Origin of the sequence: Peribacillus sp. NJ4 (assembly GCF_030348345.1) — a bacterium.
Classification (GTDB): domain Bacteria; phylum Bacillota; class Bacilli; order Bacillales; family DSM-1321; genus Peribacillus.
Genome location: NZ_JAUCFQ010000001.1, coordinates 144734 through 170361, shown reverse-complemented (window position 1 = coordinate 170361; position 25628 = coordinate 144734). Strand labels below are relative to the sequence as shown.

Genomic DNA, 25628 nt, shown 5'->3' with positions numbered 1-25628 from the left:
CCTTCGCTTTCCTAAAATAATATCGACTTTTTAGGCTGCTGTTTTTCTGGACATCATCGATGTAACCAATCCTGTGCTTCCAATTACAAAGATGATGATGGATGCAGCAAGCCCGCCTACCCCTTGATAAAAATTGATGAATTTACATGCAAAAGAATCTCTGCCTTGGAAACCGCCACCACTTGGCATCTCCCCCGGAGTTCCAGAACCATTAGGCCCGTCCGCCATACTGCTCTGTGTATCATTTGGTGTTGTTTCCGCAGTTGAATCATCGGTTGCAGCAGTACTACTCTTCGATGATTCTCCCGTTGCATCAGATTCAGTTGTGTTGCGGTCAACAGGCCGATCCATCATCGCTTGACCATTCATGGGTTCATTGCCGCTGCCATTCACATACATCATGATCCCGATGACTGCTTGAGCCATCAAAAGGACCGAAGCCAATATTCCAACCAATAAGTGTAACTTACCAAGTACATTCATCATGAATTCTCCTCCGAAAATAAATCTAATTCTCATAAGGATTATCTAAAAAGACCCTTAATTTTTCCTTAAGCAACAAGGAAAAATTAAAGGTCATTAGCATTATTAATTTTTCTTTTGATTTTTTGGAAAAGTGATTTCAAAACGGGTGCGTTCATTCTGTTCACTTGTAACCTTGATGTTCCCTTGATGTGTGTTTACAATCCATTTGGCTATGGATAGACCTAAACCGGAGCCTTCATTTGCTGAACGGGATTGCTCCACTTGATAAAAACGGTTAAAAATCAAGGGGAGGTCTTCCTGCGGAATGCCTTTTCCATTATCCTCTACAGTAAGAATGATGGATGAAGCATTCTTTATGCAGGATAGGGAAATCTCCCCGCCTTCCTCGGTGAATTTCATGGCATTATCCACCAAGATCACCAATAGCTGATGAATTCTCTCTTTATCCCCATGAAACACCACCTGTTCGGGAGCATGGCTAATGATTGATTTTCCTTGAAAAGAAGCTATATCCGTATACTGTTCCACGATATCGATAAGTAAGTCATCAAGGAAAAAGTTCGATTTCTTAACCTCCATTTGATTCGAATCCGTTCTGGTTAAGGTCAATAGTCCGTTAACAAGCTTATTCAATCGTCGGACTTCTTTCGAAATGATGGATATATCAACGGCTTTTTCCTCGATTGTCGCGTTCGGTGATTGAAATAGCAAATCAGCCCGCGATTGAATGACAGCAAGCGGCGTTCGAATTTCATGCGAAGCATCCGAGACAAACTGCTGCTGCTGATCCCAGGATTTCTTGACTGGTATAAGGGCCCGTCCTGCTAGAAGATAGCCTGCCCCTACCGCCACTAGACTTCCAATTCCTCCACCAACAAACAATATGAGCAGCAAGCGATCGAGCATTTCTTTTTCTGTATCCACATTCCTGATGAATTGTACGGTCATCTCGCCATACTCCGTATCGACCTTGGTGGAAAGTGCACGATACGTCGGCCCATTCACCGATATTTCTTCAATCTCATCAAATCTTTCAGGGTAAAATTCCGATTCATTAACCTTAATAAAATTGTCTACACTCAGTCTTGGCTCAATGATCGTATCATCCGGTCCCCAAACGATGACACTCGGTCCCGGTCCTAAGAGAAACTCACCTTGCGGGCGTCCGCCTCGCATGCCTCCATTATTGAAATCCCTGTAATCCTGTTCAAGTGAATCATTGACATCCATATAGATCTGATTTTCTGTATAGAAATAAATCGTTCTGCTTAAGATGGCTATTAAGACAATAAAGACGATAGAATTCAATAATGTTAGTTGAAGCCGTGTTTTTTGGAACATAATGATCCCCTTATGGTTGTTTTAGCATATAACCAATACCCCGAACGGTTTGAATATCTTTATGATAATTGAAAGGTTCCAATTTTTTTCTAAGGTGATGGATGAACACTTCCACAATGGCAATCGTCGTATCTGAATCAAACCCCCAAATGCGGTCGAAAATCTGCTCACGCGTCAATATTTTTCCATTATTTTGAATTAAATACTCCAGTAACTCAAACTGTTTCAAGGTCATTTTAATGACCTTTCCATCAACCAAAATATCCTTTTCTTTTTCCAACAGTTCAATATCACGGTATTTCACATGCTGCTCAAGCGATATAATGCCACTCCTTCGAAGCAGGGCACGAATCCTGGCCTTAAGTTCCGGTGCCTGGAACGGCTTGACTAAATAATCATCGCCACCCATTTCCAATCCTCTGACACGATCCTCAAGTGCATCTTTTGCCGTCAAAAACAAGACACTTGTATCTATTCTTGCTTCCCTGATTTTCCGGACGATTTCAAATCCATCGATTCCCGGAAGCATTACATCCAAAATGATGATATCGTATATACTTTGCTGAGCCCTGAATAGCCCATCTTCCCCATTATCCGCTGTATCCACTTCATATTCATCCGTCAAAATTTGTCGGATCGATTCTAATAATGAAACATTATCTTCTACCACCAAAACCTTCATGCAGGGTACCTCCCAACCGCCTCAATTGTGATATATGTTGATTTTATCCTTTTTCATATGCAAAAGAAAGCGGGCTTTTAATCGCCTGCTTTCTTTCAAATTGAATGTTCATTCGTGACGCAGTGCTTGGATTGGATTTAACCTGGATGCCTTATTGGCAGGAAATACGCCAAAGATTATCCCGATTAAAATGGAGAATAAGAAGGCAAACAATGTCACCGACCATGAATAACTAATCGTTAAACTTGAAAAAACTGAAATCAATTTTGCGATTCCCAATCCAATTCCAACTCCCAGCAATCCCCCTAAGCAGCTCAAGACCATCGCTTCAATTAAAAACTGGAGAAGAATCGATTTCCGATTTGCCCCAATTGCTTTTCTGATCCCGATTTCCTTCGTCCTCTCTGAGACGGAAACCAACATGATATTCATGATTCCAATTCCGCCTACTAGTAACGAAATACTGGCAATACCGCCAAGCATGAGTGTGAACGTATCCGACACAGAGCTCATTGTATCCATCAGATCTTCTTGATTGGACACAGAATAGTTATCACTCTGTTCTGGGAATGATGTGGTCATCGTACCTTGTACCTGGTACATCGCCCTATCAATGATATTCTCGTTATCCGCTTTTAAATATACCGTTCCGATTGTCGTGCTGCCAGTAGCCCTTTCGGCAGTGGTGATCGGTGCAATGATTACATCATCCCCGCTCGACCCCATTGAGGTGCCTACCGATTTCAGCACACCGATCACTCGATAGGAAACGCCGCCGATAAGAACGTTCTGGTCCACAGCTTTTTGATTTTCAAAAAGCGTGTTGGCAGTATCTGATCCCAGGACAACGACCTTAGAGCGTAATTCCGTTTCCATATCCGTCAAAAACCGGCCTTGACTGAGCTCTAGATCTCTAACTGATAAATAGGATGAAGTTGCACCGGTCATTGAAACCTGTGCCGAAGCTTCTCCGTTTTTAGCATAAACGCGGCCAGTGACCACGGGTGCAACTTCCGATATCCCGCCCAGATCTTTAAACTGTTCAATTGTGTCATCCGTCAGCTCCACGGAGTCGGTATCCGTGACACTTACCGTTATCAGGTTCGTTCCCAGGCTATTGATCTCATCCTGAACAGACTGTGAGGAACCCTGACCAATCGAAACCAGAACGATTACGGAGGCAACTCCAATTATGATCCCAAGCATGGTTAAAAATGCTCGGACTTTATTGGTTTTGATACTGCGTATAGCCATCTTCATTGATTCGCTCAGGTTCAATCCAATCACCTCCGTTTTCAAATAGCTGACCATCCTGAATCCGAACGACACGAGTTGCTTCTTTTGCCACTTCCAAGTCATGGGTTATAAGAATGATTGTTTGTCCCTTTTCATTCAACTCTTTCAGCATTTGCAACACTTCTTTACTCGTTTTGCTATCAAGAGCACCCGTCGGCTCATCCGCCAATAAGACGGGAGGATTACCGGCAAGTGCCCTTGCAACCGCAACCCTTTGCTGCTGTCCACCCGAAAGTTGGGTCGGCAAATGATTCTTCCGGTCACTCAGTCCTACCATATCAAGGCACGCATTGGCCACTTCTCTTCTTTCCTTCAAACTTGCCCCTCTATAAACCAGGGGAAGTTCGACATTCTCTAACGCTGTCAGTTTTGCCAATAGGTTGAAATTTTGAAAGATGAATCCTATTTTGATGTTTCGAATGGCAGCCAACTCATTATCCTTCATCTTTTCCACTTCTTTTCCATCAAGAAGATATTCACCTATGTCAGGCTTATCAAGGCAGCCAATCATGTTCATGAAGGTCGATTTCCCTGATCCGGAAGGTCCGATGATGGAAATGAAATCACCTTTATCGATTGTAAGACAGACATCTTGAAGAGCCTTAACCGTTTCACCGCCTAATTCATACGATTTGGACATGTTGTTTATTTTTATGATGGGGTTCGCCATATTACTGACCTCCCTTGCCACTTGGCATTCCGCCGCCGCTCGGCATTCCGCTGCCACTCTGCATTCGTATTTCGCCACCTTGGCCTCCCCTCATTCCATCACCGCCACTGCCAGTGGAACTTTCATTGATGGTAATGGGCAAGGAAACATACTGACCCTCTTCAAGGCCTGAAGTTATTTCAATATACCTATCATTACTGATCCCAGTCTCAACCGTTGCCTTTGTACTGGTAGCCCCTTCAGTTGCACCTGATTGTTGTATATTCACATATTTCTCTTCACCGTCCATTTGGACTGCTTCAATCGGAACATATAAAACATTTTTTACACTATTCGTCACAATGCTCACTTCAGTCGACATCCCAATTTTTATATCTCCAGGTTTGTCAATCTTGATAGTGACATCGAATGAAGAAACACCATTCTCATATGTACCTTCCTTTGCTACACTCGTCACTTCACCCGTGAACGTTTCATCTTCAAAAGCACTGGCTTTTATTTCAACTGTTTGTCCTTTTTTAACACTTGGAACATCCAATTCATCAACACTGATCGTGGTTTTCAATTTTTTATAATCCGTAACATGTGCCAACACATCACTGCTTGATACACGATCCCCTTCTTCTACATCCAATGTGGTCACTGTACCATCGAATGGGGCTGTTATCGGGTCACTTCCATCCGTGAAGGTAATAAGTTCATCACCTTTCTCAACCAATTCATTCTTCGCTACAAGGACTTCATCCACTTCATCCGTTACCGAGGAGGTGATGTCCTCACTATTGATTGCGGCGACCGATCCGGAACCGCTTATTTGAACTTCAAGATCTCCCTTTTCAACCGTAGCCGTCACCGACTTTGCAATTACAGGCTCAGCATTGTCCTTCATGAAAAACCAAACGCATCCCCCAATCGCCAGCACTAAAACCGTACCTATCATTATCAACTTTTTCATCATTTTTCTCCTTTCAGATTTCCTTCGTTGAAACCAGTATCGTGAAAGAAGCTTAACTTTTCCTTAATGGTCATGTGTTTGATTTCCATGATCTTTCGTTTATACAGCACACTTCTTTTGCTTTTACTTAAAAATTAAAACTATGTCGAACGAAAAAAGAGTTAATTTTAGCATTTAAATTTACAATATATTCTGAAAAATATATACTGATACTGTTATCAGAAAAATTGGTAATGAAAACCAAATTAATAGAATGAAGGGGGAACCAACTTGGCATCAAACGATTCAATCGCAAAGGAAACCGAGGTAAGCGCTTCCACTGACTACACCAAGATTGTCCAATCACAATCATTTCAAGAACTCCTAAGGAAAAAACGCAATTTCATCGTCCCACTATCCATCTTTTTCATGGTCTTTTATTTCACCTTACCCATACTAACTTCCTATTCTAAAGTCCTTAACTCCTATGCTTTCGGGGCAATCAGTTGGGCCTGGGTTTTTGCCTTCGCTCAATTTATCATGACCTGGACATTATGCATCCTCTATTCCAAAAAAGCTGCGAAGTTTGACCAATTAGTAGAAAAAATCGTTAAAGAAGCGAAAGGATAAAGGTGATTTACCATGAATATACTTGCTTTCATATTATTTCTAATCATTGTCGGACTAACATTGGTCATTACCTATTTTGCTTCACGGCGCACTAAAACGACCGCGGACTTTTATACGGCGGATAGCAGCCTGACTGGCTGGCAGAATGGCTGGGCCATTGCGGGTGATTATATGTCCGCAGCCTCATTTTTGGGGATAGCCGGCATGGTCGCACTCTCTGGATTTGATGGTTTTTTCTATAGCATAGGTTTTCTGGTTGCATATCTGGTCGTTCTCTATATCGTGGCCGAACCGCTCCGTAACCTTGGTAAATATACACTGGCGGACATGATCGCTGCCCGTTTCAATGAAAAGAAGGTACGCGGGGTCGCTGCCCTTAACACCATTTCCATTTCAACCTTTTATATGATTGCCCAATTGGTCGGTGCAGGTGCCCTTATAAAACTCTTACTTGGAATTGATTATCTATACTCCGTCATCATTGTTGGTATTTTAATGACCGTCTATGTCGTATTTGGCGGTATGACGGCCACCAGTTGGGTCCAAATCGTAAAAGCCGTTTTATTGATGGCAGGTACATTCATCATCTCCATTATCGTGTTGGCGAAATTCGACTTTAGCGTGATCGAGATGTTCAAGCAGATGAAAACAGCCACCCCTTTAGGCGGGGATTTCCTCAACCCAGGTAACAAATTCAAGGATCCTTTGGATACTTTATCCCTTAATTTGGCGCTGGTACTCGGTACAGCTGGACTTCCTCACATTCTCATCCGTTTCTTTACGGTAAAAGACGCCATCACAGCCCGCAAGTCCGTAGTATATGCCACTTGGATCATTGGCATCTTTTATATAATGACCATTTTCCTGGGCTTTGGAGCGGCAGCTTTTGTTGGATATGACAAAATCATAGCCGCGAATGCTGCCGGCAATATGGCCGCTCCGCTGCTTGCCGAAGCCATTGGAGGTGACTTCCTGTTCGCCTTTGTTTCTGCAGTTGCTTTCGCAACCATTTTAGCGGTTGTAGCAGGTCTCGTTCTATCGGCGGCTTCTGCCTTTGCCCATGACTTTTATGGCCACATCATCCGTAAAGGTCAGGCCACTGACAAAGAACAAGTCGTTGCAGCCCGTTGGGCATCCATCGGAGTATCCATTCTCTCCATCATCCTTGCTTTATTTGCCCAAAACATGAATGTCGCCTTCCTTGTTTCACTTGCCTTTGCCGTCGCTGCCAGTGCCAATCTGCCCATCATCATCTTCACGGTATTCTGGAAACGTTTTAACACAGCCGGGGCTGTTACGGGCATGATAGTTGGACTGGTCAGTTCTTTATTGCTTGTGTTCCTAAGTCCCAATGTCTGGTCACCGGTAGAGGGAGCCGCAATGTTCGTTGGGGAACCATTATTCCCGCTTGCCAATCCAGGCATCGTCTCGATCCCGATTGGCTTTATCGCAGCCATCGTCGGAACTCTGCTGTCAAGCAAGAAGGCTGATGCCAAAAAATTCGATGAAATATTGGTTACAGCTAACACTGGAATGAAAGATTCTATATAAGCTAGATTACTTATTATTTTGTAATATAAAAAAGAGAAAGGAGATCCAGGTATTCCGCCTGCTCTCCTTTCTCTTTATTTAGAAACATATTATCAGGAAGATTAATTGGATTCCTTTACCCTAACTTCTCAACCTTAACTTCCTTCTATTGTATTTAGTTACTAACTGGTTCATGACTTCTGCAAAGATCAGCCCCATCGCAATCGCGCCAGCCAGCATGAAGACCTTGGCGGCCAATTGAACGGCGACATAAAAATCATTTCCGACAAAATGCTTCATCGCATCATACGACAAACCTCCAGGCACGAGGGGGATGATTCCCGATACATTGAAAATCGTGATTGGCGTTTTATACCTTTTAGCAAAATACTGGCTGATGACCGCAACGATGAATGCAGACGCTAATGTTGCAATGATGCTGTTTATCTCATTTTCAACCAAAGAAAAATATAGAAGCCACCCTAACATCCCCACGAAACCACATTGAAACAATGAATTTTTCGGTACATTGAAGATGATTCCAAAGGCGGCTGAGGCAATGAAACTTGTAATAAGCTGTGCAAACATCATTCTTCCTCCCCTAAAATCATAAGAAAACAAACGCTGCAGATATTCCTGCCCCAATGGCTAAAGCAGTCAAACCTGCATCTGCACCCTTGGATAGACCCGAAACTAAATGACCTGCAATTAAATCCCTGGCTGCATTCGTAATTAACAGACCTGGCACAAGGGGCATCACCGCTCCAATGATTATCGTATCCAAATGACTTCCAACACCAATCTGGACAAAGAACATAGCTACTAAACCCACAACCAAAGAGGCAATAAATTCAGCAAAAAAACGAACTTCCAGTAACCTGTGCAAATAAAGCAGGCAAGAGAATCCCATTCCCCCAGCTATACAGGACCAGATGAAATCATTCCACTGTCCTTGGAACATGATTAAAAAACAGCCGCTCGCTATAAAAGCTGCAAAAATCTGACCCCACATGGGATACCCCATCCCAGCCTTTTCGATTTGTTTTAATCGTAAATAAGCTTCCTCCGGTGTCATTTCCTTGCTGGAAATGCTTCGGGATATACTGTTAACAAGCGTTACCTTATGTAAATCTGTAGATCGTTGGGAAACTCTAATCAATTTTGAAGCTGGGTGCATACCATCCAGCGAAAAAATGATTCCTGTAGGGGTTGAAAAACTATGTGAGTCACCGCATCCAAAAGCTGCAGCAATTCTCACCATCGTATCTTCCACCCGCGAAGTTTCCGCTCCGTTCTGAAGCATGATTTTTCCCGCAAGCAAACATACATCTATAATTTCATTGTATGGTAACTGATCATCCATTTTATCCTCTCCATCACTTTCTGCATGAGTTTCTCTCAATAACAGATAACGATCTTACCAGTTTAAATCCACCTCATAATAGCCCAATTCCTGTGAAAAGGATATAAAAATATTACCTATTTAAATTATTAACACCATCTTATTGCAGGGCTGACGTCCTTAGTACCAGTATTCCCTTTATTTCTTGCTGAAACCGCTTAGTTAGTAGAAAAATTCATTTATAACCATAAAGAAAAGGAATGCGGGCACGAACCCTGCATCCCCTTTTTCATATCCTGTACGACTATACTCCCTTTCGAATAAAGCAATCAACGGTTTCATTAAACAAATCGCCTTCTTCCATAAATGGACAATGGCAACTATCTTCAAAGATTACTAGTTGGGAATTCGGAATGTTTTTATGCAAATGCTCCCCTGCAGCTACAGGAATCACTTTTTCATGCCTTCCAAAACAGAGAAGTGTGGGAATATTAATTTTTGGCAAGAATTCACGATAGTCAACAATTGATTGGTCAAATAGAATGGCACTGGCAATGGATTCCGGCATTTTGGTCACTTCCTTAAGCATCCAGCTTGCATCCGCTACAGATAATTCATTTTTAAACATGGAGGCAAGGAAGCTTTGTAAAAATGGGGTACGATTCGTTTGAATTTCAGTCATGAAGGCAATCAATGTGTCCATATCAAATGCACCAATATTAAAATCGGGCCACTTAAAATCAGAGGCCAATTCATCCACAATCACTGTTGAATGTATATTTCCTTCACCGAATTGCTTCAGATAATCCCAGACGACAAAAGCCCCCATGGACCAGCCTACGAGTATGACATCCTTTAATCCCAGTTTAGCAATGAACGCATGAAGATCTTTTGCATAAACGGAGACCGTATTTCCGTAATGAACATGATTTGACTGGCCATGGCTTCTTAAATCAAGTAAGATCGTTCTATAATTTTCTGAAAAGGACGGAAGCTGCCTTCTAAAGAACCGGCTGCTCATCCATACACCATGGATAAAAATAATTGGTCTTCCCTGTCCCTTTTCTTCATAAAACAACCGAACGCCTTCTTCCACCTCAATATATGCCATTCCATCCCTCCTTCACGGTATTTTCACAATCCATTCCCTATTATTATTTATTGCGTTTTATCGTTTAACATTCCTTCCTATAAAAAAATATTGTCAAACCTCATTTTAGAGTTGATAATGAAGTATATTTTTATTGATATATTCATCCTGAAAGGACGGAATTTTCATGAAGAGCTTTATCAAAAACTATCGTTCCTCTTTAATACTACTCACTGCCATTATTATCGGTGGGATAGCGGGCGTCGTTTTCGGGGAGAAAACCTCGGTCATACAGCCGCTAGGGGACTTATTCCTAAATCTGATGTTCACGATCATCGTGCCATTGGTATTTTTCAGCATTGCTTCAGCGATTGCCAATATGAGCGGAATGAAGCGTCTCGGGAAAATCATGGGCAGTATCGTCGTCGTTTTCCTGACTACAGCCGCTTTAGCTGCCGTCATTGGATTTATTGGGACAACCATCATCAATCCATTGGAAGGCACAGATACGACAGCCATTAAAGAACTGATGGAAAACAGTTCCTCTGAAGAGACCATTGAGGAAGTTCCTTTCTTCAGTCAACTGGTCAACACAGTAACCGTGTCCGATTTTCCAGAACTGTTCTCCAGAAGCAATATGCTTCAACTTATCGTTTTCTCTGTTCTAATCGGACTTTCCACTGCACTGGTCGGTGAGAAAGCAAAACCGATTACCGAGTTTTTGACAGCGGGTACAGCTGTCATGATGAAAGTCGTCAAAATCGTCATGTACTATGCTCCAATTGGACTTGGTGCTTATTTTGCGGCGATTATCGGCCAGCTTGGGCCGCAGATTTTAGAAGGGTATGCTCGCACTTTCATTCTTTATCTAGTCTTAGCCTTAATTTATTATTTCGGCTTCTTCACTTTGTATGCCTTTATCGCAGGTGGGAAAGATGGAGTTAAACTATTTTGGAAAAATGCGCTGACACCATCCATTACAGCCATCGCCACTTGTTCCAGTGCCGCGTCAATTCCAGTCAATCTGGAATCGGTCAAGAAAATGGGCGTGCCAAAGGATATAGCGGAGACTGTCATCCCACTCGGAGCCAACACTCATAAAGATGGTTCTGTATTCGGCGGGGTATTGAAAATCGTTTTCCTATTCAGCTTATTTGGAAAGGATATGACAAGCATTTCAAGCATTTTAAGTATACTTGCCGTTGCCTTTCTGGTTGGAGCTGTTATGGGTGCCATTCCTGGGGGCGGTATGATTGGGGAAATGCTCATCCTTAGTGTATTCGGCTTTCCTGTTGAAGTCCTGCCGATCATTGCCGTTATATCCACGATCATCGATGCTCCCGCTACACTGCTTAACTCAACAGGAAACACGGTTTGTGCCATGCTTGTCACAAGGCTTGTTGAGGGTAAAAACTGGCTAAAACAAGCATTCGTTAAAGAAGCCGTATGATTCTATAACATCAAACTGACTCCTGGTTACCGGGAGTCAGTTTTTTAATTTTCACATCTTTCTTTCAAACAGTTCTTTAATTGACAAGGGGTTCCTTCCCCTTACATAGAATTAAAGATTGAAGGAGGGAATTAAATGCTAATGAAATGCTTACCCGCTGCCATCCTTTTCACGGGACTATTATATATTTTTTTTATACCGGAAGAGCCTATAACCATAAAAATCATGTTCAAGGTCATTCCCATGTTATTGATTTTGCTTTATGCATGCACAACAGGGGGAACGCGGGATCGTTACCAATCCTTAATACTTCTTGGTTTATTCTTTTGCATGCTTGGTGATGGTTTGTTAATCTGGTTCGTCATCGGGCTTTCCGCCTTCTTGATCGGCCACCTTTTCTATATTTCGGCGTTCTTTAAGCTATGGACCTTTTCTTGGCTGCGATTTGCGACGATTCTTCCAATCAGTATTTACTCCACTTGGATTGGTCGTGAAATTGTACTTTCTTTAATTGAAAAAGGTGAAAATAGCCTCATCATCCCTGTAATCTGTTATGTAACGGTCATCTCCCTCATGGGTTGGGCGGCTTTTATGACCGGAAATGCAGCCGCAATCATCGGCGGAGTTCTGTTCGTGATTTCCGACTCCATTTTATCTTGGAACAAATTTATCGAAGATGTTGCCTTTTCTGATCCACTGATCATGCTTACCTACTATACAGCTCAGTTTTTCATGGCTAGAAGCATTCGCATGAGTCCTTCTTTCCATTTATCGAAAGGTTCGAAAAGAGAACTGCCTATCCAGTGAATCCGAATAATCGTACGTTCCACATGAAACAATTTCATGAAAAAAGGCATTCACAGCTCTGCTTGAACTGTGGACGCCTTTTTTTATCCTTTAATTTTCTTAATGAAGACTACTTTTAAATAGTTCCCTTCCTTATATTCCGTACTTGTTTTAAAATCAGCCGGCAATGAGAATTCTTCCATGAGCTCGTATTTTCCGTTCATTTCCTTGAAGGCAATATCAATGAAGCTCTTGAACTTTTTCATGTCGAACGTACTGCAATTAGTTGATGCGATAATGACCCCATTGTCTTCCGTAATGGATATGGTATCCTTCAATAGATTCGTATAGTCTTTTCCGGCGCTGAAGGTAAACTTCTTCGATTTGGCAAAGCTGGGTGGATCGAGGATGACCATTTCAAATTTCAAAGCCTTCTTCACTGCATATTTAAAATACTTAAATACGTCCATCACCACGATATTTTGAGCTTCAGGATCTATTCCATTTACACTGAACTGTTCGATCGTCTTTGGTAAGCTGCGATTCGCCAGGTCGACACTAGTTGTTTTAACAGCACCGCCTAAAGCGGCAAACACGGAAAATGCCCCAGTGTAGGAGAACATATTCAAGACGGTTTTCCCTTTTGCGTATTCATTCCGGATTTTCCTTCTGACATCGCGTTGATCAAGGAAGACACCGACCATTGCCCCATCATTCAGGTAAACAGCGAAATTTACTCCATTCTCCTTTACAAGAAGCGGAAATTCCGGTTGTTCACCCATGACAAAATCGTCTTCTTCAACGTATTGCCCCTTTGTATCAAAGCGTTTCTTCTGATAAATCGATTTGACTTCAACCGTATCCTGCAATGCCTTGATGATGTAGTCTTTAAAGGAATATATCCCTTTGCTATACCAGCTAATCACATAGTGACCATCATAATGATCAATGATTAAACCGCCAATTCCATCACCTTCCCCATTGAACAAGCGGAAGGCCGTAGTCTCTGTATCTTCAAAAAAAGACTTTCGGAATTCATATGCTGCCTGGATTTTGCCGTTAATGAAGGTTTGATCGATCTTTTCATTTTCTCTTCGGGTCAATACCCAGCCATAGCCCTTGTTCTGTTTACCATAATATCCTTTTGCTAGAAAACGGTTGTTTTCATCCACCAACCGCACTAAAGATCCCTCTTCCTGAAGGTCATTAAGGTTGGCTATCGACTCTTTAACAATCAAGGGAAAACCCTTGCCGATTTTACTCACGAACTTAGCTTTCACTTTTATATCTATTTCATTTCCCATATATATCATCCTATCTATGCAAATGCTTACCTTCCCATTTTACCCTAATCCCTTTATAAATAAAAACCAGCCTGGTTCCTTAACCAGGCTGGTTTCCCGAAAACTTGATCATGATACTTCTAAATGGAGATCGCCTGGCTTAACTTTGCCCATCATCTTCAATACCCGATGTAAGGCAAGTGTGATCACAGCTGGCAATACCATACCCACTGCCACATAAACTAAGAACGTGTACAGCCCTTGACCAGTTATGATGGCTATCGGGGCAATCATTGAACTTAACCCCATGCCTCCAAGTTCATACGGTACTTGAAAATCGAATGCCAAGGTAGCGATAGGGGCACAAATGATTGCCGCTACAAAAGGCGGAACGACATATAATGGTTTTTTGATTAAGTTAGGAAATTGAACTTTTGGCGTAACGACCATCTGGGCAAGGAACCCACCCATATCATTATCTTTATAAGACATGACAGTGAACCCAACAAACTGAACGGTACATCCGATCAGGGCTGCCGCACTGGAAACGGGATCTAATTGCAAGGCGATTGCCAATGCAGCGGAAGACGCTGGTGTCATCAATAAAATGCTCCATACCAAGGCGATGACCATGGAACCGATTAAGGGAGAATCCTCGACCGCAGCAGTGGTTTGACTGCTTATCCATGTTAGGAGCGGAGTGGTGACAAGAGCCAGGCCATAACCTGAAACTCCACCGACAAGAACTGCTCCCATTGGGATGGCCATGATGTCCAACTTTGTTTTGCCAATTATACGCTTACCTACATATGTTGCAATTACAGCTGCCAATACAGCACTTAGTGGCTGTCCTGTAACAATTGTGAAGGCACCCTCAGCAGTTCTGTTAATAGCGGCACCGCCAACGGCACTTGAAGCCATGGCGCTAAAGATAATTAATGAATTTCCTCCTAGCTGATAAGCGATTCCTGCTCCTAAAGCTGGGGCTAGCAAGACCTTTGCGGCACCGCCTATTGCCAGGAAGACCTCCCAACCTAAATATCCTCCTATGGATTCAAACAATAACCCGATCCCTAATGTAACCAAAACTGCGTTGGCTATCCCTGTTGATGCTTTGTACATTCTATTACTGATGTATTCTTTCCTGCTCATTTTATCTCCACCCCTTGTTAATTATCAGAATATTCAGTTTAAAAAAATGAAAAAAAAAATAAATATCTTTAATTTAAAAGCCTATTAACTATATCACCGCTACGTATTATGTCTGCCTGTATAATAACATGAATTTTCTGATAATGTAAGTAGTATTTTTATACTAGTAAAATAAAAGCGTTTTCATAAATATGAGTTTAACGCATTTTCATCCAATAAAAACTAGGATTGTATTATTTCAAAATAAAATATCCCTTTTAAGGAGGTGCTACATGGAGATATTTCGATAAATTTTCGACAAAAAAAGAACCCGATTAAGGATTCTCTCACTAGCTGGATTTATGACTATTCTAATAGATGCCCATCCTATTTTTGAAATCCTTCCAATTTTGCAAAAGTGTCCTTCAAATATTGGTAAAACAATTTCTCCGTTGGCATCAGTTCCCTATCAGTCGGAACGATGACCCCTACAGCCCTGGTTACAGATGGATCCTCCAGCGGCAATTTAACCGTAAAGCGAGGCAAGCTATCAATCAAGGAAATCTCAGGAATCAAGGCTATACCCAGACCTGCTGCCACCAGGCCTTTTATAGCATCAGTATCTTTTCCTTCAAATGCCACTTCCGGTTCGAAACCATGCAGTTTGCATGCTTTCATAACGAGATCCCTTAAAACATAGCCCTTTGGATATACGATGAACGGGTTTCCTTGAAGCTCATTTAATGATAATGACTTCTTCAAGGCCAAAGGATGGCTTTCTGGTAAAAGGGCAACTAAGTTCTCAATAAATAGCGTTTCTCCTTTGATTTTCTTTTCATTCACCGGCAGGGGGCCAATCAAGGCCATGTTTATGTTACCTTTTATCACCGAATCTATCAGGTAGCGATATGAACCTTGTTTCAATGTGAATTTCGCCAGCGGATAACTTTCCCTAAAATCGGAAATGACCCTTGGCAATATATAAGAAGCTAAACTGCTGGGAAAGCCAATGCAGATTGTCCCTTTTTCTGGATCCAGACTTTCAGCCATCTCACGCTTAGCACGATTGATTATATCCATAGCTTGTTCCATATGGGCTAAAAATGTATGTCCAATAGGCGTCAACCTAATCTTTCGGCCTTCCCGGATAAATAGGGGCACGCCCAATTCTTCTTCTAAATTATAAATTTGGCGACTGACAGCAGACTGGGCAACATGCAAGTCCACTGCTGCTTCCGTCATATGTTCACGCTTTGCCACTTCAATGAAATATTCGATTTGCCTTAATTCCAATCTAAGCTCCCTCTTTCATATCAAAACAGCATGTTATTTATCTAATATTCAGATTGTTTATTTCACTTTTAAATTATATCATGAAAGTATTATATAAAATCGATAAGCTTACCCTAATTAATATTTTTTGACTTTACTAAAGGAGAGAGAACAATGACCACTTCACAAGAAGTCGAGCATGAGGATTTACAAGTTGCTAGAGAGTTCGTAAGTCAAGTATACGCACAGGTAAAGGAGCGTAATCCTCACGAAAGTGAGTTCCATCAAGCCGTAAAGGAGATACTCCTTTCATTGGTCCCCGTTTTTGCAAAACATCCAAATTATATGAAAAGCGGGATATTGGAAAGGCTGGTTGAGCCCGAAAGAATGATCACCTTCCGAGTCTCTTGGGTTGATGACCTGGGAAATGTTCAAGTCAACCGTGGTTTTCGTGTACAATTTAATAGTGCAATCGGGCCATTCAAAGGCGGTCTTCGATTCCATCCCACTGTCAATTCCAGCATCATAAAGTTTCTTGGTTTCGAGCAAATCTTTAAAAATTCTCTTACAGGCCAGCCGATTGGTGGGGGAAAAGGCGGTTCAGACTTCGATCCAAAAGGAAAATCGGACGCGGAAATCATGCGTTTTTGCCAAAGCTTCATGTCGGAACTATCTCGCTATATCGGCCCTGATACAGACGTACCAGCTGGTGATATCGGAGTCGGTGCAAGGGAGATCGGTTACCTGTTCGGTCAATATAAAAAGATTCAAGGCAGCTACCATGCCGGTGTTTTAACTGGTAAAGGAATAAGTTATGGCGGAAGCTTGGCCCGTACAGAAGCAACTGGATATGGAACGGTTTACTTCGTCGAGGAGATGCTTAATGACAAAGGGTTACAATTCCGTGGCAGCACTGTCGTTATTTCCGGATCTGGCAATGTATCGATTCATGCCATTGAGAAAGCTACACAATTGGGAGCTAAAGTTGTTGCTTGCAGCGACTCCAATGGCTACATATATGATGAAAACGGTCTGAACCTGGATACAGTCAGACGTTTAAAAGAAGTGGAACGAAAACGATTGAGCGAATATGTCGATGCACACCCGGAAGCTGTATACCATGAAGGAAGCTACGGCATTTGGTCTGTACCCTGCGACATCGCACTTCCTTGTGCCACACAAAATGAAATCGATGAAGAAGCAGCAAAATTACTGATCAAAAATAATGTGAAGGCAGTCGGTGAGGGTGCTAATATGCCTTCAACCCTTGAGGCCATTGAAGTATTCATTAATAATGGCATCCTTTTTGGACCAGCAAAAGCGGCCAATGCAGGCGGCGTAGCCGTGTCTGCACTCGAAATGGCCCAAAACAGCGCAAGAATGCCTTGGACTTTTGAAGATGTCGATGCCAAGCTGCATCAAATCATGAAAAACATCTATAAAAACAGTGTAGACGCTGCAGAAGCATATGGCGAGCCTGGCAACTTAGTTATTGGGGCCAATATTGCCGGATTCCTTAAAGTGGCGGATGCAATGCTTACTCAAGGTATACTCTAGCAATCGGTTGATTTAGGAGGCGGTTCCGACAGGGGCCGCCTTACTTTTGTAAAAGAGTGATCTCACTTTTTTTCACCCTCTTATTCATCTCAATTCAAGCTGAATATCCAGACTCAGATAACATCCATGAGATTAAAACATTTCTTTCTTACTATAAAAAAAAGAGTGCCGGAAAAGTTCTGGCACTCTCATGGTTTGCAGACAATTATTCTTTGGTGACCAATTTCAATGGAACGGATATTGTGTCATCCACTTTATCGCCTTTTAAGATTTTCTCAGCCGCATTAACCGCTTCTTCACCGATAAGTGCCGGTTGTTGGGCGATTGTAGCTTTTAGTTCACCGTTTTCAACTGCTTTCAATGCATCATCATTTCCGTCAAAACCAACCACGATGATGTCTTTTCCTGCTGCCTTGATTGCTTCAATGGCCCCAAGTGCCATTTCATCATTATGGGCGAATACCGCTTGGATGTCATTATTGCCTTGGAGGATATTTTCCATGACGTTAAGCCCTTTTGTCCGGTCGAATTCCGCCGTTTGGCTTGTCAGGACATCTAACTGCTTGTCCGCAATATTGTGGAAACCTTTCCCGCGTTCACGAGTTGCAGATGCTCCGGATACCCCTTCAAGTTCCACTACTTTCGCTTTTTCGCCAAGCTCTTTAACTAGATATTCTGCAGCCATTTCACCGCCAGCCACATTGTCGGAAGCGATGAACGTTTCAATGTCACCTTCGTCTGAAGAACGGTCAATCGTGATAACGGGAATGCCCGCATCATTTGCATCTTTAACGGCTGAAGTTATTGCCGCAGAGTCAGTTGGATTCACAAGAAGGACATCAACCTCTTGAAGAATTAAATCTTCAATTCCGCTAATCTGTTTTGCTGTATCATCCTGGGCGTCAACAACTGTAACTTTCATGCCTTTTTCTTTTGCTTCTTTTTCAATACCATCTTTTAAGGAAACGAAGAATGGATTGTTTAAAGTTGAGATGCTGACTCCGACTTTCACGTCTTTCATGGAGTCTTTCTTTTCTTTTTTATCATCTTTTAGACCAGAATCCATTGAACAGGCAGCTAAGACCATTAAAGAAAGAACCATGATGATCGATACTATTTTTTTCATTGATTACACCTCTTCTTATGATTTTTTACGGTCAAGTAAGACCGCGATTAATATAACTGCACCTTTTACCACTTGCTGGTAAAAAGAGGATACACCAAGTAAATTCATGCCGTTATTCAAAGTACCGATGATCAGGACACCCACCAGCGTACCGAACAACCGCCCTTTACCGCCTGAAAGGCTCGTTCCACCTAGCACCACGGCTGCGATGGCATCCATTTCATAGGATTGGCCTGCCGTCGGCTGTGCCGAATTCAGACGAGATGTTAAAATGGCACCGGCAATTGCTGCCATCGTACCGGCCAGACCATATATGGCCACTTTGACTCGGTCAACTTTAATCCCTGAAATGCGGGAAGCCCTTTCATTTCCGCCAATTGCATATGTTTTACGGCCAAAGGATGTTTTATGAAGCAGGAACCATAGGATTAAGAAAGCGATGACCATCACAACAGCCGGTACTGGCAGTCCCAGGAAGTATCCTCTCCCAAGCATCTGGAACATTTCAGAATCGCCAATTCCAGTAATCGGCTTTCCATCCGTATACACAAGCGTTAATCCCCGGAATATCGTCATGGTGGCCAATGTCACGATGAAAGGGGCCATTTTTCCTTTTGAAACGAGAATCCCATTGATTACACCCATTATTGCACCTAGCAGAATACCTACTAATATTGCTAAAATCGGATCCATTCCCGAGACCATCATGCCAGCCATAAGTGCGCTGGATAGAGCTAAAATGGAACCGACGGACAAGTCGATGCCACCTGTCAATATGATAAAGGTCATTCCAAATGCAATAAGTGCATTGATGGAGGTTTGACGCAATAAATTCAAAATATTATTCGGTTCCATGAATGATGGATTTAAAACGGTTATTACGATAAATAAAAGTACCAGAGCAAGTAACGGACCAAATTTCTGCCAAATCCCGCTTTTCCCTGTAGCCTCAAGTTTCATCCTAGTTCCCTCCTGTCGCCAATGCCATAATTTTTTCTTGCGTCGCTTCCTGCTTTAACAATTCCCCAGCAATCTCACCTTCGTGAACCACAAGGATTCTATCACTCATTCCAATGATTTCCGGAAGTTCTGACGAAACCATGATGATGGCGATGCCTCGCTCCGTCAATTCATTCATCAATTCGTAAATTTCACGTTTTGCACCAACATCTATGCCTCGGGTTGGCTCATCCATAATTAAAACTTTAGGGGAAGTGCCGATCCATTTGGCTATTACCACCTTTTGTTGATTTCCTCCGGAAAGATTGCCGATGATCGTTTCAGCTGAAGATGTCTTTACGTGAAGTCGCTTAATCATCATTTCGGCAAAGTTTTTCTCATCCTCCGTTTTTACGAGTCCATTAGGAGCAAAGCTTTTCAGATTCGGCAAGCCGATATTTTCCCTTACTGAAAAGTCCAGTATCAGCCCCTCTTCTTTACGATTTTCCGTAATGAAGGCCAGGCCGTGTCGAACTGCATCCGTTGGTTTTCGTATGGAAACTTTCTTGCCTTCAATGGTAATTTCACCGCTGTCTATTTGGTCGACACCAAAAAGGGCGCGCATTATTTCTGTTCTGCCAGCTCCCATCAATCCGGCTACACCCACAATCTCGCCTTGCCGTACTGCGAAATGGATATCTTCAAAAAGCCCTTTTTTAGTTAATCCTTTTACATCGAGGACTACGTCGCCAGGGTTCGCTTCACGATGAGGAAAACGATCCTCCAACTCCCGCCCGACCATTTTTTGAACGACTTCATCGAAATTTGTATCTGCAATTTTTTTCGTATCGACTGTTTTTCCGTCACGCATTACGGTGATCCTGTCACAAATGGCAAAAATTTCTTCCATTCGGTGAGAGATATAAACTAGTGATACACCCTTTTTAGTAAGTCCCTTCATCACTTCAAAGAGCTTCTCTATTTCTCTATCGGTCAGAGCTGCTGTGGGCTCGTCCATGATGATGACTTCGGCATCCGTCATAAGCGCCTTGGCAATTTCAATCATTTGCTGTTCCCCGACAGAACAAAGGCCGGCTTCCTTATCAAAAGGAAGGGAAATATTAAGTGTTTTAAAAATCTCGTTTGCACGCGCTTTCATTTGTTTCGTCTTTAGGACACCGAAGGTATTTACCATTTCCCTGCCGATAAATAGATTCTCGAGCACGGTCATCTCTGGCCAAATATTCAATTCCTGACGGATAAAGGCCATTCCCGCCTCTTCCGCTTCCTTTGAATCCTTGAATGAGGTTTCTTTACTGTTAATCTCGATCGTTCCTTGGTCTTGTTTATGCAGCCCGGTCAAAATGTTCATCAAGGTTGACTTCCCCGCTCCATTCTCCCCCATTAGTGCATGTACTTCTCCTGCCTCTAAAGAAAAATGAACACCTTCCAATACCTTGTTTTGACCAAATGCTTTATAAATATTGTGCATTTCGATTTGCATGCTCATCATCTCTTTTCTTTAAAAGAATACTCCAGACTGCAATATGCAATTAGAATACGGCGTCGTCTCCCCAGTCCGGATTATTGCTTTCGCGTTACTTGTCAGCCTTTTAAAATCCTCATGGGAAACATATTCAATCCCTTCTCCGAATTGCTGCTCCAAATATTGATGCTGTTCTGGGTTTTTATCCTTCACTTCAGTGGCAGCGATAACTTTTTCAACAACCATATCTTCGTGAACGGCTCGAACGACATCTTGAAAAGATGGTGTTCCAGGCGTCAGAGCTAAATCTATCTTGCAAACTCCCGATGGGACCGGCAGCCCGGCATCACCCACGACAATATAATCCGTATGACCAAGGTCAACCAGGACCTTGGCTATTGAACTATTGATGATTCCTTGACGTTTCATGCTTCAAGGCCCCTTTCGACTTCTTTCCTTTGCGGCATGCCGCCTTGAGCGCCTAACTTCGTCACGGAAATGGAGGCTGCCCGGTTCGCGAATAACAAGCATTCGTCAAAACTTTTTCCTTCTGCAACAGCCACCGCCAAGGCAGCATTGAATGTATCGCCTGCCCCTGTTGTATCCACTGCTTCCACTACAAAACTTGGAACGACCTTTTCTTCATGCCCGTCAAAATAACGGACGCCATTTTTCCCTTCGGTAATGAATAATTTATTTGGATACTCAGTCAAGACTTTCGTTCGATCCCGGCCATTAAAAAGTATTTCGAACTCATGTTCATTCGGCGTAAGAAATGATGCCTGTTGAATGACAGTCTCGCTTAGCTTGCGGGCTGGAGCTGGGTTCAAAAGTAATTTCTTTTGAAGCGTGTTGCACAATTCAGCCAGAAATTCCACCGTTTCCTCAGGAATTTCCTGCTGAACCATCACGATATCCGACTCCTCAATGACCTTTTTCGCCTTTTGTACATATTCAGGAGTAATGAAATCATTTGCACCTTTTACGACAATAATACTGTTATCACCTTCTGAAAGGGTAATGTGTGCTGTACCGGAGGCTGTACCTGTAACCGGTTCCACATACTTCGTATTTACATGATTTTTTTTCAGGTTTTCTAAAATGATCTCACCATAGACATCATCACCTACACATCCAACCATGGAAACTTCAGCACCAAGTCGGGCAGCAGCCACAGCCTGATTGGCTCCTTTTCCTCCAGGAACCGTGATGAAAGACTCTCCTAAAACCGTTTCCCCTGCTATTGGCCGCTTAGCTGATGTCACCACTAAGTCCATTGAGGAACTTCCCACTACTGTAATTCTAATCATGCCTTCTCCGCCTTTCTTCTCGTTGTTTGTCTCTCCACAAAAGAAACAGGGAGCTTTTTGTGCGTCACTTCCAATTTTTCCTGATTGATCTTTTTAATTAGCATTTCCGCGGCTTGTGCCCCCATCTCGTAGGCTGGCTGCCGAATTGTCGATAACGGTGGGTGCAATAACGCAGTGAAGGCGATATCATCATAGCCTATCAATTGTATGTCTTCCGGAATCCGTATTCCCCGTTTTAAAATCTCTTGAAGTGCGGCAGCTGCAACAATATCATTGCAAGCAATGATTCCATCCGTTTCAGGATATTGCTCGAACAGCTGTCTCACGCAAATTTGGCCGCCCTGAAGAGTGAGGGATGAATCCATGACTTGCACATTCACTTCGGCTTGTTTCAATTCTTCCAATGCTGCCATGTACCGTTCATATACAGGTTTTATTTCGACTGGTCCCCTGATGAGGACGATATTTGTACTGCCTCTATCAAGCAATACGCGTGCTGCGAGCTTACCGCCTGTCTTTTGATCGGAATAAACAGCTGGTAATTTTTCTGCTGTACGGTCAAGAAGGACAACTGGAATTTCCAGGTTATCAAAATTTTCATTGGCTTCTTCACTGGTTGAAGCAATCATGCCCACTACATTATTCTGAAGAAAAGTGTCAATATATTCTATTTCTTTATCTCTCTTTTCATCGCTATTCCCAAAGATTAATCGATACCCGAATTGCTGCAGATAATCCTCGACACCTCTTGCCATTTCAGGGAAGAAGGGATTCGTAATGTCCGGCAAAATCAAACCAACCAATTTGGATTTACGTTTATAAAGGGATCTTGCCACTTCATTCGGTTTATAATTTAATTTTTCAACAGCTGCCATGACCACCTTTTTTGTGTCCTCATGCGCATAACCACTGCCATTCATAACTCTGGAAACCGTTGCCACAGAAACCCCAGCTTCCTTTGCAACATCCCGAATAGTTGCCAATATATCCACCCCAATAATTTTGTGTAACCGTTTACACAATAGCTTATCACCAATTTATATGAACGGCAAGCCCTATTCCAAAGAAAAATTTTAGGTAGTTTGAATCAAGCCGGATAACACAATCCTTTTTAATGCGTACATTTTTAATAATTATCGGACTCTATCGTCTCTTTCCGTTTCGCATATATAGGCTTTACATCCTCATTACCTCAAGATTTATTTAATACTTCTATTTGGTAGTCAATAGGAGTTCTACCTAACTGTTGGAACGGAAGGTACGAGGCCCCTGCGGGAATACGCGTCCAAGGGAGACCCCCGCAGGCGCAAAGTGCACCGAGGGTGGACCGCCCTCGGAAAGCGAGTGCCTGAAGCGGAAATCAACGGTCAAAATTTAAAAATCCAAAAAAACTGTAGACGTACTCAATTCTTACCGAGTTCGTCTACAGTCTGAAATTGGCTCAAAAGTCTGAGCCAGTTTAACTTTATTGCGTTTTTGCAGGTAACTTTTCATAAAGGGCATTATTCACATGCCCAAACTCAGATGCATGCGGACGATCTTCACCATCGCTATATCCATATTGAAGCATCCGATTTCGATTCAGGCAAAGTTTTGTTAATTTAGGCGCAAAGAAATTGAATATATCGAAACGATCCTGTAACATAGGGAATTTTTTCTGATGTGTAAGGATTGCTTGAGCGACGCCTTCCCAAAAGACATTCTCATCCAAAAGGGACCTCTTCATCAGGAGTGTTGACAAGTAACGGAAATGACAGATGAATAGTCCCGTGAAAATGAATTGAACCAGTCCTTCAGGGGTTTCACTTCTTAGTACTTTTCTTAAATCATCAGGAAGTTTACTCAATTCAGGAAGCGGCTGATCACTGACGTTTACATCATCCACAAAATCCTTGATGGCCAAACGATGAGGCTTGTAATCCTTCAAAACTAAAATGGTATTTTGACCATGCGGCGAGAAGACCAATCCATATTGATAGATAAAATGTAATAGTGGTGATAGAATGACATCGAATAATTGAGCTGTCCAGGCTTCCGCAGTCAATCCGGATTTTTCAATAAGGCTCTCCACATATGGCTTCCCTTTGTAGTCCACATGTAAAAGGGACGCAAGTGTAATGGGCTTTTCGCCTTCTTCCATATAACTGTATATGCTTTCTCTCCAAATACCGCCTAACATCTCCAAATATTGATAGGGCACATTCTCCAGCTTGGAAAAATACGGGTGGTCAACGTTTAAACTGGCCACTTCACCTGGAAGCACTACTTTGCATTCTTCCTTCAAGAATGAATCATTTTCATAAATGTTCTTAATATACGCTGTGATTTTTGGAGCAATGACTGTTCGCTCCGCTGGTAATCCACGGTAGACTAGCGTATTTAAAATGCTCATCGGCAGCTTGACGTGGTGTTTATTCTTATTCGATACATTAACAAATGTCCGAATTGATTGTTGCGGAAGATACTCATCAGGACCATTTCCCAAAGCTACAATCAACCCTTTAGCCAAGTCATCGGTAAAATTCTGGATGATTACATTCTTCCACTGCCATTCATGGACTGGGAGGTAGAAATAGTTTTCTGACTTCAGGCCTTTCTCTGTCAATCTTTTTGCAAATGATTTTTGGGTTTCCTCATCCAGTTCATTCTCCATCAATTGCTTATAAGACAACGTTTCAATGGAATTGAACTCACCCCTTGTTTTATGGACCGCAATCCATGATAACTGAACTTCCTTCTGGTTTTCTGGAGCAAACTTCAAATAATCATCAAAACCGAAACCGATTCTTCCCTTGTTATAAGCAATCCAAGGGTGACCGCTCATTTCCCCTTCAAGTAAAGCATAGTCCAGTTCGACCAAATCATCCGCGTCTTGTTCAGGTTTGGATAGCAATTGGAGGTCCGCAAGCAGCGTATGATGGAATTCCTTGATTAAATGTCCTGTTGTTTCTGCAGTCATCCCAATTACCGGCTGGATGTCCAAAATGAATTGAATAGCATCATTGGCCTGTGTAAAACCTTCCGTTTCATATACCTGGATCGACTCAGCCTGTACTTCATAGCTGTCAAAAAGACGGGGTGAAGCCAAAAATTGATAAGATCTCCCCTCATTTATCTTTAACTCATATAGGTTTCCTGCTGCATTTTCGTTCAAGACAGCTGGTTTGATCATATCTTCATACATATACTCAGAAATCATCTTGGCCAGCAGGTTTTGGTTTACTATCGACCAATTTTTTTCTGAAACCGCCTGTTCCACTTCATTTATGAACTGCATACAATGCTTC

Annotated in this window: 24 protein-coding genes; 5 read left to right on the top strand and 19 right to left on the bottom strand. The window is 42.4% G+C overall.

The window, feature by feature from the left end; all coding sequences use genetic code 11:
• Positions 1-30: 30 nt before the first annotated feature.
• The 6 genes from QUF94_RS00855 to QUF94_RS00830 form a co-directional block, all read right to left on the bottom strand.
• On the bottom strand, positions 31-483 hold the full coding sequence (locus QUF94_RS00855; RefSeq protein WP_289314196.1) for a hypothetical protein: 453 nt from the start codon (positions 481-483) through the stop codon (positions 31-33).
• Between the two features lie 105 nt (positions 484-588).
• The gene (locus QUF94_RS00850) at positions 589-1827 is read right to left on the bottom strand and encodes a sensor histidine kinase (RefSeq protein ID WP_289314195.1); all 1239 of its coding nucleotides are present in this window, start codon (positions 1825-1827) and stop codon (positions 589-591) included.
• Between the two features lie 10 nt (positions 1828-1837).
• Entirely contained in the window at positions 1838-2509 is a 672-nt protein-coding gene (locus tag QUF94_RS00845; protein WP_289314194.1) for a response regulator transcription factor, read from the bottom strand.
• 108 nt (positions 2510-2617) lie between these two features.
• Positions 2618-3808 carry an ABC transporter permease gene (locus QUF94_RS00840; protein ID WP_353957647.1) on the bottom strand — a complete coding sequence of 397 codons (1191 nt, stop codon included), beginning with the start codon at positions 3806-3808 and terminating at the stop codon, positions 2618-2620.
• Positions 3735-4475, bottom strand: a complete 741-nt coding sequence (locus tag QUF94_RS00835; protein ID WP_289314193.1) for an ABC transporter ATP-binding protein — start codon at positions 4473-4475, stop codon at positions 3735-3737. Before QUF94_RS00835 ends, QUF94_RS00840 begins: the two co-directional genes overlap by 74 nt.
• A gap of 1 nt (position 4476) precedes the next feature.
• Positions 4477-5430: an efflux RND transporter periplasmic adaptor subunit gene (locus QUF94_RS00830; protein WP_289314192.1), complete on the bottom strand. Its 954-nt coding sequence runs from the start codon at positions 5428-5430 to the stop codon at positions 4477-4479.
• Positions 5431-5718: 288 nt separating this feature from the next.
• Between QUF94_RS00830 and QUF94_RS00825 the strand changes: the two genes are divergently transcribed.
• On the top strand, positions 5719-6039 hold the full coding sequence (locus tag QUF94_RS00825) for a DUF485 domain-containing protein (RefSeq protein ID WP_370017128.1): 321 nt from the start codon (positions 5719-5721) through the stop codon (positions 6037-6039).
• Between the two features lie 12 nt (positions 6040-6051).
• Positions 6052-7590, top strand: coding sequence for a solute symporter family protein (locus QUF94_RS00820; protein WP_289314190.1), 1539 nt, complete (start codon positions 6052-6054; stop codon positions 7588-7590).
• Between the two features lie 120 nt (positions 7591-7710).
• Here the strand turns inward: QUF94_RS00820 and QUF94_RS00815 are convergent, their stop codons facing one another.
• From QUF94_RS00815 to QUF94_RS00805, 3 genes are all read right to left on the bottom strand, one after another.
• Positions 7711-8160: a threonine/serine exporter family protein gene (locus QUF94_RS00815; RefSeq protein ID WP_289314189.1), complete on the bottom strand. Its 450-nt coding sequence runs from the start codon at positions 8158-8160 to the stop codon at positions 7711-7713.
• A gap of 16 nt (positions 8161-8176) precedes the next feature.
• Positions 8177-8932: a threonine/serine exporter family protein gene (locus QUF94_RS00810; RefSeq protein ID WP_289314188.1), complete on the bottom strand. Its 756-nt coding sequence runs from the start codon at positions 8930-8932 to the stop codon at positions 8177-8179.
• A gap of 283 nt (positions 8933-9215) precedes the next feature.
• Positions 9216-10022, bottom strand: a complete 807-nt coding sequence (locus tag QUF94_RS00805; RefSeq protein WP_289314187.1) for an alpha/beta fold hydrolase — start codon at positions 10020-10022, stop codon at positions 9216-9218.
• Between the two features lie 166 nt (positions 10023-10188).
• On the opposite strand from QUF94_RS00805, the gene QUF94_RS00800 reads away from it, so the two are divergent.
• A complete protein-coding gene (locus QUF94_RS00800) occupies positions 10189-11451 on the top strand; it encodes a dicarboxylate/amino acid:cation symporter (protein ID WP_289314186.1) in 1263 nt (420 codons plus the stop codon).
• Positions 11452-11586: 135 nt separating this feature from the next.
• A complete protein-coding gene (locus tag QUF94_RS00795; RefSeq protein WP_289314185.1) occupies positions 11587-12258 on the top strand; it encodes a lysoplasmalogenase in 672 nt (223 codons plus the stop codon).
• An 83-nt stretch (positions 12259-12341) separates the two neighbouring features.
• Here the strand turns inward: QUF94_RS00795 and QUF94_RS00790 are convergent, their stop codons facing one another.
• The 3 genes from QUF94_RS00790 to gltC all read right to left on the bottom strand — a co-directional run bounded on the left by QUF94_RS00790 (position 12342) and on the right by gltC (position 15944).
• A complete protein-coding gene (locus QUF94_RS00790; protein ID WP_289314184.1) occupies positions 12342-13541 on the bottom strand; it encodes a class I SAM-dependent rRNA methyltransferase in 1200 nt (399 codons plus the stop codon).
• A 108-nt stretch (positions 13542-13649) separates the two neighbouring features.
• Complete coding sequence (locus tag QUF94_RS00785; RefSeq protein ID WP_289314183.1) at positions 13650-14672, bottom strand: PTS sugar transporter subunit IIC; 1023 nt, start codon at positions 14670-14672, stop codon at positions 13650-13652.
• A gap of 366 nt (positions 14673-15038) precedes the next feature.
• On the bottom strand, positions 15039-15944 hold the full coding sequence (gltC, locus tag QUF94_RS00780; protein WP_289314182.1) for a glutamate biosynthesis transcriptional regulator GltC: 906 nt from the start codon (positions 15942-15944) through the stop codon (positions 15039-15041).
• A gap of 153 nt (positions 15945-16097) precedes the next feature.
• Here gltC and gdhA point away from each other — a divergent pair, with 153 nt between their 5' ends.
• Complete coding sequence (gene gdhA, locus QUF94_RS00775) at positions 16098-17480, top strand: NADP-specific glutamate dehydrogenase (protein WP_289314181.1); 1383 nt, start codon at positions 16098-16100, stop codon at positions 17478-17480.
• Positions 17481-17685: 205 nt separating this feature from the next.
• Here the strand turns inward: gdhA and rbsB are convergent, their stop codons facing one another.
• The 7 genes from rbsB to QUF94_RS00740 form a co-directional block, all read right to left on the bottom strand.
• The gene (gene rbsB, locus QUF94_RS00770; protein ID WP_289314180.1) at positions 17686-18606 is read right to left on the bottom strand and encodes a ribose ABC transporter substrate-binding protein RbsB; all 921 of its coding nucleotides are present in this window, start codon (positions 18604-18606) and stop codon (positions 17686-17688) included.
• Between the two features lie 15 nt (positions 18607-18621).
• Positions 18622-19566: an ABC transporter permease gene (locus QUF94_RS00765; protein WP_289314179.1), complete on the bottom strand. Its 945-nt coding sequence runs from the start codon at positions 19564-19566 to the stop codon at positions 18622-18624.
• 1 nt (position 19567) lies between these two features.
• The gene (locus tag QUF94_RS00760) at positions 19568-21049 is read right to left on the bottom strand and encodes a sugar ABC transporter ATP-binding protein (RefSeq protein ID WP_289314178.1); all 1482 of its coding nucleotides are present in this window, start codon (positions 21047-21049) and stop codon (positions 19568-19570) included.
• An 18-nt stretch (positions 21050-21067) separates the two neighbouring features.
• Positions 21068-21460: a D-ribose pyranase gene (rbsD, locus tag QUF94_RS00755; RefSeq protein WP_289314177.1), complete on the bottom strand. Its 393-nt coding sequence runs from the start codon at positions 21458-21460 to the stop codon at positions 21068-21070.
• Positions 21457-22341, bottom strand: a complete 885-nt coding sequence (gene rbsK / locus QUF94_RS00750; RefSeq protein WP_289314176.1) for a ribokinase — start codon at positions 22339-22341, stop codon at positions 21457-21459. The genes rbsD and rbsK overlap by 4 nt, the downstream gene beginning before the upstream one ends.
• Positions 22338-23324 (bottom strand): LacI family DNA-binding transcriptional regulator, encoded by a 987-nt coding sequence (locus QUF94_RS00745; protein WP_289314175.1) that lies wholly within the window; start codon positions 23322-23324, stop codon positions 22338-22340. The genes rbsK and QUF94_RS00745 overlap by 4 nt, the downstream gene beginning before the upstream one ends.
• Before the next feature lie 482 nt (positions 23325-23806).
• Positions 23807-25618, bottom strand: coding sequence for an IucA/IucC family protein (locus tag QUF94_RS00740; protein WP_289314174.1), 1812 nt, complete (start codon positions 25616-25618; stop codon positions 23807-23809).
• Positions 25619-25628 lie beyond the last annotated feature (10 nt).

Bases quoted from the DNA above. Each gene is read 5' to 3' on its own strand.
- rbsB (WP_289314180.1), bottom strand. From the start codon at position 18,606: ATGAAAAAAATAGTATCGATCATCATGGTTCTTTCTTTAATGGTCTTA.
- QUF94_RS00785 (WP_289314183.1), bottom strand. From the start codon at position 14,672: ATGAGCAGGAAAGAATACATCAGTAATAGAATGTACAAAGCATCAACA.
- QUF94_RS00835 (WP_289314193.1), bottom strand. From the start codon at position 4,475: ATGGCGAACCCCATCATAAAAATAAACAACATGTCCAAATCGTATGAA.
- QUF94_RS00760 (WP_289314178.1), bottom strand. From the start codon at position 21,049: ATGCAAATCGAAATGCACAATATTTATAAAGCATTTGGTCAAAACAAG.
- QUF94_RS00810 (WP_289314188.1), bottom strand. From the start codon at position 8,932: ATGGATGATCAGTTACCATACAATGAAATTATAGATGTATGTTTGCTT.
- QUF94_RS00850 (WP_289314195.1), bottom strand. From the start codon at position 1,827: ATGTTCCAAAAAACACGGCTTCAACTAACATTATTGAATTCTATCGTC.
- QUF94_RS00845 (WP_289314194.1), bottom strand. From the start codon at position 2,509: ATGAAGGTTTTGGTGGTAGAAGATAATGTTTCATTATTAGAATCGATC.
- QUF94_RS00765 (WP_289314179.1), bottom strand. From the start codon at position 19,566: ATGAAACTTGAGGCTACAGGGAAAAGCGGGATTTGGCAGAAATTTGGT.
- QUF94_RS00830 (WP_289314192.1), bottom strand. From the start codon at position 5,430: ATGAAAAAGTTGATAATGATAGGTACGGTTTTAGTGCTGGCGATTGGG.
- QUF94_RS00805 (WP_289314187.1), bottom strand. From the start codon at position 10,022: ATGGCATATATTGAGGTGGAAGAAGGCGTTCGGTTGTTTTATGAAGAA.
- QUF94_RS00740 (WP_289314174.1), bottom strand. From the start codon at position 25,618: ATGCAGTTCATAAATGAAGTGGAACAGGCGGTTTCAGAAAAAAATTGG.
- QUF94_RS00815 (WP_289314189.1), bottom strand. From the start codon at position 8,160: ATGATGTTTGCACAGCTTATTACAAGTTTCATTGCCTCAGCCGCCTTT.
- rbsD (WP_289314177.1), bottom strand. From the start codon at position 21,460: ATGAAACGTCAAGGAATCATCAATAGTTCAATAGCCAAGGTCCTGGTT.
- QUF94_RS00790 (WP_289314184.1), bottom strand. From the start codon at position 13,541: ATGGGAAATGAAATAGATATAAAAGTGAAAGCTAAGTTCGTGAGTAAA.
- QUF94_RS00795 (WP_289314185.1), top strand. From the start codon at position 11,587: ATGCTAATGAAATGCTTACCCGCTGCCATCCTTTTCACGGGACTATTA.
- QUF94_RS00800 (WP_289314186.1), top strand. From the start codon at position 10,189: ATGAAGAGCTTTATCAAAAACTATCGTTCCTCTTTAATACTACTCACT.
- rbsK (WP_289314176.1), bottom strand. From the start codon at position 22,341: ATGATTAGAATTACAGTAGTGGGAAGTTCCTCAATGGACTTAGTGGTG.
- QUF94_RS00855 (WP_289314196.1), bottom strand. From the start codon at position 483: ATGAATGTACTTGGTAAGTTACACTTATTGGTTGGAATATTGGCTTCG.
- QUF94_RS00820 (WP_289314190.1), top strand. From the start codon at position 6,052: ATGAATATACTTGCTTTCATATTATTTCTAATCATTGTCGGACTAACA.
- gdhA (WP_289314181.1), top strand. From the start codon at position 16,098: ATGACCACTTCACAAGAAGTCGAGCATGAGGATTTACAAGTTGCTAGA.